This window comes from Flammeovirga pacifica, assembly GCF_000807855.2.
Lineage (GTDB): Bacteria > Bacteroidota > Bacteroidia > Cytophagales > Flammeovirgaceae > Flammeovirga > Flammeovirga pacifica.
The window spans coordinates 1,973,815-1,987,851 of the sequence record NZ_JRYR02000001.1; the positions used below are offsets into that span (position 1 = coordinate 1,973,815).

Annotated in this window: 17 protein-coding genes; 6 read left to right on the forward strand and 11 right to left on the reverse strand. The window is 32.4% G+C overall.

The features are described 5' to 3' along the window. Positions 1-70: 70 nt before the first annotated feature. Together NH26_RS07895 and NH26_RS07900 are read left to right on the forward strand one after the other, a co-directional pair. Positions 71-2,659 carry a TonB-dependent receptor gene (locus tag NH26_RS07895; RefSeq protein ID WP_044225026.1) on the forward strand — a complete coding sequence of 863 codons (2,589 nt, stop codon included), beginning with the start codon at positions 71-73 and terminating at the stop codon, positions 2,657-2,659. A 2-nt stretch (positions 2,660-2,661) separates the two neighbouring features. Continuing rightward, positions 2,662-3,522, forward strand: a complete 861-nt coding sequence (locus tag NH26_RS07900; protein ID WP_044225023.1) for a DUF4249 family protein — start codon at positions 2,662-2,664, stop codon at positions 3,520-3,522. Between the two features lie 8 nt (positions 3,523-3,530). Here NH26_RS07900 and NH26_RS07905 read toward each other — a convergent pair whose 3' ends face one another. The 3 genes from NH26_RS07905 to NH26_RS25610 are packed head-to-tail and all read right to left on the reverse strand — an operon-like array spanning position 3,531 to position 5,545. Next, entirely contained in the window at positions 3,531-4,082 is a 552-nt protein-coding gene (locus NH26_RS07905; protein ID WP_044225021.1) for a hypothetical protein, read from the reverse strand. A 5-nt stretch (positions 4,083-4,087) separates the two neighbouring features. Next, the gene (locus NH26_RS07910) at positions 4,088-4,936 is read right to left on the reverse strand and encodes a hypothetical protein (RefSeq protein WP_044225019.1); all 849 of its coding nucleotides are present in this window, start codon (positions 4,934-4,936) and stop codon (positions 4,088-4,090) included. Between the two features lie 6 nt (positions 4,937-4,942). Further along, a complete protein-coding gene (locus tag NH26_RS25610) occupies positions 4,943-5,545 on the reverse strand; it encodes a hypothetical protein (protein ID WP_071397120.1) in 603 nt (200 codons plus the stop codon). 232 nt (positions 5,546-5,777) lie between these two features. Here NH26_RS25610 and hpt point away from each other — a divergent pair, with 232 nt between their 5' ends. Then, positions 5,778-6,323, forward strand: coding sequence for a hypoxanthine phosphoribosyltransferase (gene hpt, locus NH26_RS07920; protein ID WP_044225017.1), 546 nt, complete (start codon positions 5,778-5,780; stop codon positions 6,321-6,323). A 347-nt stretch (positions 6,324-6,670) separates the two neighbouring features. Here the strand turns inward: hpt and NH26_RS07925 are convergent, their stop codons facing one another. The 6 genes from NH26_RS07925 to NH26_RS07950 form a co-directional block, all read right to left on the reverse strand. After that, the gene (locus NH26_RS07925) at positions 6,671-7,960 is read right to left on the reverse strand and encodes a DEAD/DEAH box helicase (protein ID WP_044225015.1); all 1,290 of its coding nucleotides are present in this window, start codon (positions 7,958-7,960) and stop codon (positions 6,671-6,673) included. Between the two features lie 93 nt (positions 7,961-8,053). Beyond that, positions 8,054-8,260: a YwbE family protein gene (locus tag NH26_RS07930; RefSeq protein ID WP_044225013.1), complete on the reverse strand. Its 207-nt coding sequence runs from the start codon at positions 8,258-8,260 to the stop codon at positions 8,054-8,056. A gap of 4 nt (positions 8,261-8,264) precedes the next feature. Continuing rightward, a complete protein-coding gene (locus tag NH26_RS07935; protein ID WP_044225010.1) occupies positions 8,265-8,774 on the reverse strand; it encodes an FKBP-type peptidyl-prolyl cis-trans isomerase in 510 nt (169 codons plus the stop codon). 147 nt (positions 8,775-8,921) lie between these two features. Further along, a complete protein-coding gene (locus NH26_RS07940; RefSeq protein ID WP_052432087.1) occupies positions 8,922-9,461 on the reverse strand; it encodes an FKBP-type peptidyl-prolyl cis-trans isomerase in 540 nt (179 codons plus the stop codon). Positions 9,462-9,629: 168 nt separating this feature from the next. Further along, entirely contained in the window at positions 9,630-10,070 is a 441-nt protein-coding gene (locus tag NH26_RS07945) for a hypothetical protein (protein WP_044225008.1), read from the reverse strand. A gap of 23 nt (positions 10,071-10,093) precedes the next feature. Then, positions 10,094-10,957 carry a lysophospholipid acyltransferase family protein gene (locus NH26_RS07950; protein WP_044225175.1) on the reverse strand — a complete coding sequence of 288 codons (864 nt, stop codon included), beginning with the start codon at positions 10,955-10,957 and terminating at the stop codon, positions 10,094-10,096. A 144-nt stretch (positions 10,958-11,101) separates the two neighbouring features. Between NH26_RS07950 and NH26_RS07955 the strand changes: the two genes are divergently transcribed. Beyond that, a complete protein-coding gene (locus NH26_RS07955; RefSeq protein ID WP_044225172.1) occupies positions 11,102-11,689 on the forward strand; it encodes a Crp/Fnr family transcriptional regulator in 588 nt (195 codons plus the stop codon). 38 nt (positions 11,690-11,727) lie between these two features. Here NH26_RS07955 and NH26_RS07960 read toward each other — a convergent pair whose 3' ends face one another. After that, entirely contained in the window at positions 11,728-12,255 is a 528-nt protein-coding gene (locus NH26_RS07960) for an NADPH-dependent FMN reductase (protein WP_044225005.1), read from the reverse strand. Position 12,256: 1 nt separating this feature from the next. Next, entirely contained in the window at positions 12,257-12,676 is a 420-nt protein-coding gene (locus NH26_RS07965; protein ID WP_044225002.1) for a MarR family winged helix-turn-helix transcriptional regulator, read from the reverse strand. 146 nt (positions 12,677-12,822) lie between these two features. Between NH26_RS07965 and NH26_RS07970 the strand changes: the two genes are divergently transcribed. Both NH26_RS07970 and NH26_RS07975 read left to right on the forward strand, forming a co-directional pair. Then, entirely contained in the window at positions 12,823-13,413 is a 591-nt protein-coding gene (locus NH26_RS07970; RefSeq protein WP_044225000.1) for a Crp/Fnr family transcriptional regulator, read from the forward strand. 41 nt (positions 13,414-13,454) lie between these two features. Next, positions 13,455-14,033, forward strand: a complete 579-nt coding sequence (locus NH26_RS07975) for an NAD(P)H-dependent oxidoreductase (protein WP_044224998.1) — start codon at positions 13,455-13,457, stop codon at positions 14,031-14,033. Positions 14,034-14,037: the final 4 nt, after the last annotated feature.

The following is a 14,037-nucleotide window of genomic DNA, read 5'->3' on the forward strand; positions in this document are numbered from 1 at the left end:
TACATAAGTCTATTCTAAATTGATCAACAAAAAGTTAACATACTTATTCTTCACTTTCTCACTATTTTTCTTGACTACTTTCAACAGTACCGCTCAAGAAAAGAGGTATAATTTTGACTTTTTTGAACTAACCTATACAGAAGCAATCCAATATATCACAGATTCTTGTGGAGTAAACTTTATCTATAGTGATGATAATATCCCTATGGTTAAAAGAATTACTTATGACAAGAACGCTACTTTAAAGGAGGTATTAGACTTTATGTTTGATGGCCGTTTTCTGGGTTATCGAATTGATAATAATGAGGTAATTATTTCTGTTAAACGTATTCCTCTTGATTCTAAAGAAGGAAGACGATTACCAAAATATACTGTAAGTGGTATTATAAGAGAAAAAAGTACCAACGAAACTATTATTGGTGCCACCGTATATTTTTCAGATTTAGATATAGGTACAGTAACCAATATCGGAGGATTCTTCTCAATATCTGTACCTCTAGGTGACTACAACATCAAAATAAAATCTCTTGGCTTTAAAAGTACAGATACATTAGTACATATAAATCAGGATTATCAATTAAACCTAAAACTTGATATGCATGAAACAAAACTAAAAGAAGTTTTGGTGCTATCGAGTAACTCAGAAATATTTGAAGGGGTATTAGAACTAAGTAACATTACAAAGGTAACTCCCGAACTCACAAAAGAATTACCCATGTTCTTAGGAGAAGGTGATGTTATCAAATCATTACAATTAATGCCCGGATTTAAGAGTGCCAATGAAGGTAGTAGCGAATTATCTGTTAGAGGTGGAGGAACAGATCAAAACCTATTTTTAATTGACAATGTCCCCATTTATAATGCGACACATAGTTTAGGTTTCTATTCCATTTTTAACACCAACTCTTTAAAATCAGTTAAAACATATAAAAGTGGTATCCCTGCCAAATATGGAGGAAGAGGTTCATCAGTAATTGATGTGCATTTAAGAGAAGGAAATAACCAACATTTTAATGTTTCTGGTGGAATTGGGACAATTTCAGCCAATGTAACTTTAGAAGGACCTATTCAAAAGGAAAAATCATCTTTTATTATTTCAGGGCGTAGACCTTATACAGATTTATTTCAACTCAATAGTAGCGATGGTCTAAACTCAATTCTATTTTATGATCTTAGTGCGAAATTAAAATTTCAACTCGATCCAAAGAATACCATTACTACTTCTGGCTATTTTAGTAGAGACAAGCTCGCTTTTGAAGATGTATCAAGTAGTGAATGGGGAAATAATACAGCTAACGTAACTTGGACTTCATTATTATCACCTAAATTATATAGCAATTTAGGCTTATGGTACACACATTATAACGTGTCTAATATTATTAATTCTGTCCCCGAAACTAGTTACAAAACTTCATATACTATTGATGATGTTGGTTTAAAGTATACTCTAGAACATTACATCACCCCTTTTGTCACCATAAAAGGGGGAGTTGAAAGTATGTTTCATCTTTATAATTCGGGTGATATTACACCTTATGATGAAAAGAGTATTGTGACACCAACAGAAGCACAAGATATTCGCTCTTTAGAAAGTGCTGTTTACTTTGATGCCGAATGGAATATTGCAGACAAAGTTAAATTGGGAATTGGCGGGCGGTTTTCAAGATTTGACAACTTTAAAAACAGCAGAGAAATAATAGAAAACGCAGTTCCATATACTCCAAATAACACCAATAGTAGTGTTTCTGTTCTTTCAGATACCATTTATAATAAAGGCTTACAGATTGAGAATTCTCATCATAACTTTGACCCTAGGTTATCCATTAGTATTGGCTTATCAAGCAATCAATCTTTGAGAATTGCTTATGATAGGATGTCACAATACACTCAAGAATTAAATATATCCACCTTGCCTTCTAACGCTGGTGTTTGGATTCCTTCAGACAAAACTATTGCACCATTAATCAATAATCAATTTAGTATTGGATACCTCAATAAGATCAATGAAGGCATGTTTGATATTTCTTTAGATGCCTATTATAAAGACTCTCAAAACATATTGGAATTAAAACCGAATGGACAACTATTAACAGTAGACAATTTCTTAAATGATGTCACAACGGGTATCGGAAGAAGCTACGGGTTTGAGACATTATTCAGAAAAAGAAAGGGAATAGTTACAGGATCGGTTGCTTATACTTGGAGTTATTCATTGATGCAAGTAGATGATATTAATAACAACAATTGGTATCCAACCAATCAAGATCAAAGACATGTTTTTAATATATTAGCTTCTTTCGAAATCACAAAACAGATCCAATTTTCTGCTGTTTGGAACTACGCTTCTGGTAGACCGTTTACTTCTCCTATTGGCAAGCACCATAAAGATGGTTATGTTATTCCAATCTATGGAGATAGAAACGCCGCAAGACTACCAAGTACGCATCACTTAGATATTTCGCTTACTTTCTACCGTAAAATGCATGAACAAAAAAGAAACGAAAGTAGCTTTAACTTTTCTATCTACAATGTATACGCTAGAAAAAATACTTATTCTTATATATTTAGAAGTAATGCTATAAATCCTGAGCAATTAGAAACGGTAAAAGTCTATTTGTTTAGTATATTGCCGTCATTCAGTTACAACTTCAAGTTCTAACAATGAGGCTTAAGTATTTATTTTTTATTCTCCCGTTATTAGTATTCTTTGGATGTGAGGAACCTATTTTTCTAGATGTTCCTATCGGAGCTACACGCACAATTATTGATGCCAACGTTTCAGAGAGTAACTCCCTATCTAGAATTATACTTTCTCGCTCTTTGCCTTATAACGATACCACCTCGTTTCCTCCTATAGAAAATGCCTCTATTGTATTATTTCCGACAGACTTTGGTAATAATACTTTTCCTTTTAATTTCCAGGGATCTTTTAGCTATGGAGCATTATATACTCCACAGACTCAAATAAGGCTTATTCCTAAACAATTTTATACGTTAAACGTCTTTTTACCGGGTAACGAAGTTGAACAAGATACCCTATTTCAAGCACAAGTGAGAGTCCCCACTGAAGTGCCTATAGAAAAAATCTCTTTTCGTAAGAGTCAAGATCAGTATATAGTGAGGATACATTTTACAGACCCAAAAAATGAACTAAATTATTATAGCTGGAGAATTTCACAAAAGATAAATGGGCAATTTATTTTACTTTCCCCTTCAAGGATTCCATTATCCACAGATAGAGGTATTGATGGTAAAAGTGTATTCGTAGAATATCCATTTACCTCTTTTTCGCTGAATGATACCTTACAAGTTCATTTAAAAAGTTTAGATCAATCGGTTTACAATTACTATGTGGCGGTCAATAATTTAATTGAAGCATCAGGCACAAATGTATCGGTAGAGAACCCTCCATCCAACTTTGCGTCTACCGTTACTGGTCAATCTCCTCTCGGTTTTTTATCTGTCGAATCCGTTTCTGACACTGAGGAGTTTGCCGTAATAGATTCTCTTTTAGTTAATTGATAATGATGTCATACATCAGATTTCTTCAACTCTTCTTTCTGTAGTTTTTTGAATAACCACTCTCCTATCTTTTTTATATCAAAAGATAACCTTAACAGTTTTGGTGATAAAAATTTCAATACTTTTTTTCTAAAAAAAGCTGTAATAAAGGGAATAGAAAACCAACCCAATGAAACTAAAATGTTATTAAAATCAACTACATAAAGTAGTGTAATAGCATTAGAAACCCATAAAATCACATCTGATAATAAATACCATAGTTTTCTACTAGATCCAAGCTTATAAAAAGCAAATTCAACTTCATACCAATGCCTTTGGGCAATGTTGCCCATTTTCCTTGTATACTTAGTTAAGTCTTCTCCTCCAACATCTGGAAAATAATTAATCACATCAGCATCTAATTGGATTAAAGTAGTAAAAGCATGAGAAGTACCATTTAATTCAAATGGAGTATGTATTGTTATCCCACCTTCTTCAAAAGAATTCCATATCAGTTGTGCTGCTTCTTTAGAAGCTTTAAGAGACTGTAACTGTTCTTCTGCTTGTTTTGAAGTAATCATGCACTTTATTTTTTACCAAAAAGCGATGAAAAAGCCTGTCCTGTTAAATCGGCTAAAACTTTAAATAACGAACTCCAATGTGTTGTTGCCTCATTGGTAGAACTCTGATGAAAATTCATTACCATTGTTCTTAAATCAGCAGGCATATGTACAAATTTCGGTGTTAAATAAGAAGTTACATCTCCGTCTATCTGAACAACAGTCTGAAGTAACACTTGTTGTGTCCCTAGCTCCCAAGCTTTTCTTATAGCTGTAATTTGGTCTGTCTCTAACTCCAAAGGCTCCACCTGATTCATTTCTGCAAGGGTGATATCGTTATTCCAACGATGTGACCCAAACTGTGACGGGTACATTTGATCTGAGGCACTACCTTTATCATTAAAACTATCGTCAAACCCTTCTTTATTTGCCTTAATTTCTGATTGGTATTTTTGACGTTGATTTTTGAATAAGCCAATCATACCAGAAGATTGTCTTTCGATACGATAAAGCATTTGGATACGATTTTTAAGATATTCTAAATCTTCATCCGTTTGCATTTTACTTTGCAAGCTTTCATAATATTCCTTTCCTCCTTGAGCGGCATGTTTTACCTCAATATAAGAATATTCACCCGCTCCGATATTTCTCAAGACGGCCTTATTGTATCCTTGTTTATCTGTTGATTCATTAGGCTGACCAACTCTATAAGCTACACCATATTCAATAAGTACTTTACGATACCTTTCAATAATATCTCTTAAAGCTATTCTTTTATTGATAGGCATTTTAGCCCCTGTAGTATTCTCTTTAAAGATCGTATTGACTTCTAAAGTAAGTAGTTCGCTTGCTAAAGATTTTAAAGAATTCTCCATTTTAGTTTATTGTTTAGAATCGTCGCCTTCTTCTGCTATTTGATTAAAATCATCTGCTGGAGCTTCAAAATCAATTGCTTCTTCTGCAGGAACATCAGCTATTTCAGGATGAGAAGTAGCTGGAGCTTCTAAAGTTGGTGGTGCGACTACTGCTTCCATTGGATTGAACGCTGCCTCAGAAGCCGTATAAGCTGCGGTAGAAGAAGCTATTTGTGGTTGAGTAAAAACATTAGATGCAACATTGGGAACGTCTACTCCTTTCGTTTTTTGATATAACTCAAATAAACTATAAATAGCTTTAATATTATCATTTATAATTTTATGACCGTGTGCCTCTTTTTGAGCATGAAAATCTCTTACCCAAGCATACTTATCTTGAATAAGTTCTTCACTTACCTTAGATGTTATGTCACCTTTTAACAAATGAATCTCACTACTCATCACTTTAAATTCTGAGTTTTCTTTTTTGATGACTTCATTCTTCTCTCCTTCTACTCTAAAATCTCCTACAACTGTTTTTACATCTAGAGTAACTAAATTATTAATGTAATCTTCAATATTATTGACGAACCTTGAAAAAAATCCTTTTTGTTCTTCTTCTTGAGACATATCTTTTTTATTTGAGTAATGTAAAAGGGCTTAAAATATATTAGGAATCAAACTATTAATGAAATTCCTTTATTTATACTATTAAAGTTGATTGAATTTGATGAAAAATCCAAAACCTTGAAATAATCTATTCTTTTAGGAAATACTCACAACTTTTATTGGAATGCTCTTCTTATATTTGTCTCTTTAAAAACAAAAAAAAGTATTAAATCAATTTTTAGATTTATCACTCATGGCTGAAGTAACAAAAGTTCTTGATAAAGAATTTGTTCCATTTATAAGTAAAGAACAAATTGCTACCCGTATCCAAGCTTTAGGAAACGAATTAACAAAAGAGTATCAAAACAAAGACGTACTTTTTGTTAGTGTATTGAACGGTGCATTTATGTTTACATCTGACTTGGTCAAAGAAATCAAGGTACCTTTAGAAATTTCTTTTGTAAAATATGCTTCTTATGAGGGTACTGAAAGTACTGGTAAGGTAAAGCAGTTAATTGGCTTTAACGCTGATCAAGTAAAAGGTAAGCATATCGTTATTGTTGAAGACATTGTAGACACTGGACGTACAATGCAAGCATTAATTAAGGACTTAGAAGGAATGGAACCTGCTTCTGTTAAAGTAGTTTCCTTATTGTTTAAACCCGAAGCATTAAAAATACCTATTACTGTAAATTATGTTGGGTTCGAAATTGATCCCAATTTTGTTGTAGGATATGGATTAGATTATGATGGGTTCGGAAGAAACATCCCAGAAATTCTAGTTTTAAAAGATAAATAATCAACTATTCTTGCTTCTACTATAAAAGCATTAGAATTATCTAAATTGTTGATATAATTAGTGATACTCAAATGAGTATCACTTTTTTTATATAAAAAAACACCCTCATATTATAAATACAAGGGTGATTGAACTTAACTCTCTCTCAATTTTTTTCACTTATTTACTAAGTGCATTCATCTAACTTCTGATTATATATACCTTACAAGTTGTTTTTTTGTTTCATTTTAAACAAATAATATTCTAAACAAAACCAAACACTGTTTAATATCAACCAATTTCGGTAAAAAACGAAACAAAAAAAGGCCAAACTTATAAAGTTTGGCCTTCTATATAAACAGAGAAACTTATTTCTTCTTGGCTTTTTTAATAGCCTTCTTTTTCTCTTTTTTCCTATTCGATTTTTTCTTAGCCTCTTTATAAGAAGCCTGATCAGAAGCAATTTCTTTCATTACTGTTTTCCAATCTGTTGAAGTTTCTTCAGAATTACCCACAATACCTGCATATTCACCTTTGTCCATTGCATGAACAGCAATCTTAGTTGTGGTAAACTCTTCTATTGCCATCAATAGTTCTTTTTCATTTTCAGCACAGAAAGCAATAGCGTCTCCTTTTTCAGTACCACGACCAGTACGTCCGACACGGTGAACATAATTTTCTGGTTCTTCAGGTAAATCATAATTCACAACAAACTGCACATTCGGAATATCAATACCTCTAGCAGACACATCGGTTGCTATAAGCATTTTAACATCTCCGTTTTTATAAGACTTCATGGCTTCAAAACGCTCTTTTTGAGCTTTACCTCCATGAATACTAACTGCTGAAATATCTACCCTTTCCATTGCTTTTAATACTCTCTCTGCACGAACTTGTGTTCTTACAAAGACAAGAATCTTTTGGTCAGGGTTTTCTTTACAAATTCTTTCTAAGAAGTAACGTTTATCGTCCATTGAAACGAAAACTACACCATGGTTCACATTCTTAGAAACAGGATCTTTTGGAGATATCTGAATTCTTATGGCATTTCTCACTAATGAATAAGCTAATTTTTTAATTTGCTCATCAATAGTAGCAGAGAAGAATAAAGTTTGTCTATGTTTTGGAATTATCTTGATTACATCCTTGATATCTTTGATGAATCCTTTTTCCAACATATGATCGGCTTCATCCAAAACTAAAACTTCAATACTTTTTAGGTTGATATACCCTTGGTGATTCAAATCGAACATTCTACCAGGAGTAGTCACTAAAATGTCAACTCCTTTTTCCAATTGCTCTATTTGATCATCTTGTGGAACACCACCATAGATACATAAAGTAGAAAGTTTGGTATACTTACCAATTGATTTAAAAACTTCTGTTATTTGTTCAGCTAGCTCCCTTGTAGGTGCCATTACTAAACATCTAATTGCTTTTTTTCTATTTCCTTTTACTTTATTACTTAAAAGCTTTTCCATAACTGGAATGGCAAAAGCAGCTGTTTTACCTGTTCCGGTTTGGGCAATAGCCAATACATCTTCACCTCGTAAAATCGGGGGAATAGATTTAAATTGGATATCTGTTGGTCTTTTAAAACCCTTTTCAGCCAAACTTTTCTTTAAGTTTTCTGAAATACGGTATTTCTCAAATTTCATTGATTACGCATTAAATGTGAAAGGATATGAGTGCATAATGTCTTTCACTCTAATCCCGTAAGCATGTTATTTCATGCAATAAATAGCCAATTATTAAAATTCGCCATCTTCTAATATTTCCTTAACTCTACCCACTTCTCCAGTTTCAAGTTTTACTTTAATACCGTGTGGGTGTGTAGAAGATTTTGTGAGAATTTTCTCTATAAAACCTTCCGTTAGGTCACCTGTTTTTTGATCTTCCTTTAGGACTATCATCACATGACCACCTATTTTTATATTGCTTCTTTTCTTTCCGTCCATAATATTATGAAGGCATTATTTCTACTCCTTCTCCGTCAAAATCAGATTCTTCTTTCGTAGGTTCACGTACTTCAACAATTTTTCCATCAAAATATAAATCAATTCCTGCTAATTCATGATTCATATCCATCAAAACATCTTTCTTATTAACTTGGATAATTTTACCATCGTAAACATCTCCATCTTGATCTGCAACAGATAAGATATGACCTACTTGAAGGAATGCTTCCTCTTCTTCCTTATCCACAAAACCAAAAGCATTTTTATCTACTTTTACATTTTGATATTGTTCAATAAGTTCACCGTAAGCATCAAGATATCCTAAAGCCAATTTAAAATTGTCTCCTTCACTTTTACCCATCAATGCCTCCTCAAATTTTGGAAGAACACCGCCGGACCCTACAAAGAACAAAAATGGTTCTTCAGGAGTTGCCTCTTCGATAAATTTACCGTTGGCATCTTTTTCATATAATTTATAAGTCAGTACAACGACTAATCCTTCTTCTACTTTCATCGTAAATTTACATTTAGATCTTTTGAGCAAGAATTATAGTATTCCTCTCCTGCTCTCATAAACTTATAAAGCTTCCTAACGGAAATTAAGTTCGTTAGGAAGCTTTGAAGGTTCTATCAATAAATAATAGAAACCGTTTTATTGGGCTTATTGAGGTAGATTACTTAAATCTACATCAGAAAGACCATTCATATTTTCTTCCGCTTGTTTTGCTTCAGCCATTTCTTCCTCTGTAGCAGCTCTAACGTCTAAAATCTCTCCTGTAAAGTAAAGGTTTTTACCTGAAAGTGGATGATTAAAGTCCATAACTACGTGATCTTCATGAACTTCTTTCACTTCACCTTCCATTGGCATTTCATCAGGTCCTACCATAGGAAGAACATTTCCTACTTTAAGAATTTGCTCCTGATCTACCTTATCTTCAATATTAAAAACTTCTTTTGGTATTTTGATTACAGCTTGTTGTTGAAAATCACCATAAGCTTCATCTTTAACAATCCCAAATTCAAAAGAATGACCTTTTTCTTTCCCTTTTAAAGCTTCTTCAAAATGAGGAAGAACATCTTTATAACCGAATAAAAACTCAAATGCGTCGTCAGATTTCACCTCTTGTAAAAGTGTTCCTTCTGCATTTTCGTCGTATAAATTGTAGGCTATAGTAACTACAGTATCTTTTATTGCTTTCATATTATTTTCAATTTTGCACAAATGTACGATATTAATACTGTATCCAATATTAATTGTTGAATTAAGAAAGGGTTATTAGGGAATAATATTAATTTTGGTATTAGTTAGGAAGATATTTCATAGATAACAACATGAAAACTAATCGTTTAACAAATAGGTACTACTTTTTTAATCTTCTATTTTATTGATCATCATAGTTAACCTAGTAGAAGAATGCCTATCTGTAAAATCATCTAAAGTGATCACTATTTTTGCCTCCTTAATCCTAGCCGTATAGTGTTGTTTTTTTCGTGCCCTTTCAAAAGTTCGTTCAAATGTAGTATTGTATTCTGCCTGTAAGTGATATATCAAATTCTTAAATTCTTGTTGATATATCCTTAATGGGTTTCGTCCATCTAAAGTAGGTACAAACCCCAAGCTCTTAATTTTCTTCTTACGATCTGTGTAGATAAAAAGCGTTCCTTCAATCCCTCCAACAGACAACCTAATCATATCATTTTCCTGATCAAAATGATCTCCAATATGATAATCTGTAAGTTCTTGAGCACATACAGAGGAGAAGAAGAACAAAAAGGTAAAAAGGGTCAAGTGTTTTATGATCCATTGCATATGGCAATTTAATAGAATTGAATCTATTCCACTTCATCTCTTGTGTATTTCCATCGCTTGTGAGACCAAAGCCAATTAGAAGGTTGTTCTTTGATACATTCTTCTACCAATTTAGAATATGTTTTTAAGATTTTATTAGAACCTTTTTCGTATTCAGAACCATCGTGAATATCAATAATCTCTACTTCATAATATCCTCTTTTTATTCTTTTTATTTTAGAAAATATCACCGGGTAGTTCATGAACTCTGTTACTTTTTCTGGTCCAATAAAAAAAGCAGACTCCTTACCAAAAAAGTCTAACCAAACTCTTTTTTTATCATATCCAGGAGGAGATTGATCAGCTACCATACCAAAAGAAAAGACCTCTCCTTTTTTATGTTTCACTAATATTTCTCTCATTGTTCGTTCCATAGGTACAACATACCCGCCGAAATTTGTTCTGATATTCACCATCAAGTTTTCTGAAAATTTACTCGCTAATGGTTTATAAACAGCACCAAAAGGAACCCCCATGGTGGCGGTGTATGCTAATAATTGCCATTCCCAATTACCAAAATGTCCTGTCATTAAGATTACAGGCTGTCCATTATCATGGTATTTTTTATACTCTTCAGGATTCGTAATCACAAGATGCTTTTTCATATCATCTTGACTCATTGATAATGATTTTAATGCTTCAAAACCCACGTCACAGAGGTTTCTATAAAAATCATGAATAATCTTTTTTTTCTCTTGATGGGTCTTTTCTGGAAACGCAATACCAATATTTTTCTCAATTACTTTTCTTCTATATCTAATCACATTAGCCATAAAGAAGGCAGTGATATCAGAAATAATATATATGATCGAGAAGGGTAATTGCGAAAATAATCTTATAAAAAACATAGAAATAATTTTCATTTACTCATCAAAAATAATTATTGAAACATTTTTAGCAAAAACAATTCTCAAAAACGTTTAAATAATCAATTTGTATCTGTAAATTATAGTAATACCCTTCTATTATTCTCAACAATAAGATGAATGCCAATGACTGTTGATTTATTTTCTATTGATGTTTTCAAAGAACTTTTTCTTACTGATATTGAAAAAGAAGCCATCCAAAAGTGTTTTCAATTTAAAAAATTAAAAAAGGGAGAAACTTTTATTGTCAACGGAGATGATGTGAATACAATGTACTATGTAGTGGATGGTTGTATAAGAAATTATTTCATTGATGAGAAAGGAAAAGAACATACGATACAGTTTGCAGTATACGATTGGTGGATTACTGATTTGATTGCATTCTACTCTGATACCGAAGCAGTTTATAATTTAGAGTGTCTTTCTGATTCCCAGGTTTTTGGTATACACAAAGACGATATCAATAGATTAAGTTTACAAATTCCTGAGTTTAATAAACTCTACAGAGCCAAGTTACAAGCATCAATTGTTGGATACCATAGAAGAATAATAGCCAATCTTTCTAAAACTGCAGCAGAAAGGTATGAAGAGTTTATTAATCGATATCCTGATATAGAAATGAATATCAAGAATTACCATTTAGCTTCTTATTTAGGGATCACCACCGAAAGTTTAAGTAGAGTGAGAAGAGAACTAATGAAAAAAGGAACATAAACTATGTTCCTTTCTCAAATAATATCTCTATTTATCATTTAAAGTGCTGTTTCAAAATTTGAAAAGGCTTCTTTAAAACTAGTTTTTAATGCATCGTCTGTAATACCTTCTGAGAAGTTTGAGGAGAATGATGGCAATGAAAAACTACCCGTTAGATTAGCACCTGCATATGGTAATGTTGATGTTGCTATATTTAATACTCCTGCTCCACCTCGTGGTCCTGGAGATGTAGCCATAGCAAATACAGGCTTTTGGGCGTAAACATTTCTCTCTGCTCTCGATGCCCAATCAAATATATTTTTATATGCTGCAGAAAAGTTACCATTGTGTTCTGCAAAAGAAACTACTATCCCATCTGCGGCGGCTAATTCTGATAAAAATTGTTTTGCCTGCTCAGGTATTCCTGACTCTTGTTCTTTATCAATACCATAAATAGGCATTTCATAATCATTCAAGTCTAATACTTTTACATCACTATTTTCAATTTGTTTTCCTGCCCATTGAGCTAATTTCTGATTAATTGATCCTTTTGAATTGGATGCGGCAAATACTACTAATTTTTTCATTTTATTCTCCTTTTAGCTTTTTAATTAATTTTTCTAATATCTCTGCCTCGTCATCTGTTAGATTATTGATGTAAGGTGAATGAAACTCTAATACTTTCTTATTCAACTTTTCTAATTCATCTAATCCGAATGAGGTTATAGTTATATCCATTTTTCTTCTATTAGTTGGACACTCTTGTCGGTTGACCAACCCTTTGTCCAAAAGTTTATCCACTATTCTTGTTACGTTACTTGAACGCTGAATCATTCTACCTTGAATGTCTTGAACTGTAATTGGATTCCCCTTTTGTCCTTTTAATATTCTTAATACATTAAACTGTGGCTCTGTAATATTATCCTCTTTAAGTACCTGACCAACAGTATCTGTTATCCAGTGTCCTGTTTTTATGATTTCATAAATCGCTTTAGTATATGATTTCATGATCTTTATTTGTTTGAACAATTAATGTATGTACAATTATAGAAGATAGAATTAATAAATGCAAATAATAAGTTACTTTTTATCAAAAAAAATGTCGGAGGATGATAATAATAGAAGTAACTTGTAGCATAAATAAATAGAAACTCATGGCTAATATTAAATCGTTCTTAAGTTCTTTTGATATTCTTACATCTAGTGAAATTGATGACTTTGTCGAATTAACTTATCCAAAAACTGTAAAAAAGGGAGAGCTTTTAATAGAAGAAGGAGCTATCGCCACTGAAATAGGCTTTGTTGTTTCAGGGGTATTTAGATCCTATTATCATAATACTACTGAAGAAGAGGTTACTTATTGCTTTACTTTTGAAAATGCTTTTGTTGGAGCATATTCCTCTTTCATTTCTCAAACCGAAACACCAGAGAATATAGAAGCACTCACAGATGTTACATTATTGATGGCACCTAGAGATAAATTATTGGCTCTCGAAGCAAAAAGTGTAAATTGGATTAAGCTATCAAGATTTATTGCGGAAAGAGAATACTTGAAAATGGAACAAAGAGTATTTATGCTTCAAAAAGAAACCGCTGAAAGTAAATATGAAAACTTATTAAAAAATCACCCCGAATATTTACAAGCAATTCCTATTAATTATCTATCAAGCTATTTAGGGGTTACTAAAAGGCATTTAAGCAGAATTAGAAAGGCTTTAATGGAAAAGGACATATGTCCTTTATGATGTCACAAAGATGCATTTCATTTGTAAAAACATCTTGAACTATGAAAAAAGTATTAATCATTAACGGACACCCAGACAAGGAAAGCTATAATTTCGCTTTAGCAGAAGCGTATAAAAAGGGGGCTGAAAGTTCACAAGCAGAAGTAGAACAAATCAACATTACAGATTTAGATTTCAATCCTAGTTTACAATTTGGGTATAGAAAAAGAACCGACTTAGAGCCTGATTTAGAAGATGCAATACAAAAGATTAAAGCTGCAGATTTATTAGTTTGGGTATTTCCGCTTTGGTGGTATAGTTACCCTGCTATCATGAAAGGTTTTATTGATAGAACTTTCCTTCCTGGAATTACCTACGAACCCATTGAAGGACAAGCTTTGCCTAGAAAGTTATTAAAAGGAAAAAGAGGGAGAATTATTGTTACTGCTGACTCTCCAAGTTGGTACAATAAATTTTTCATGAAAGACCCTGCCATTCATTCTTTAAAGCGAGGTACATTAGAATTCTGTGGTGTTTCACCTGTGAAAGTCACATACATTGCCACTATTAAAAATTCTACTGAAGTTTTTAGAAAAAAATGGCTAGAGAGAGTGCATAAATTGGGTAAAGACCTTTTCTAAAAAA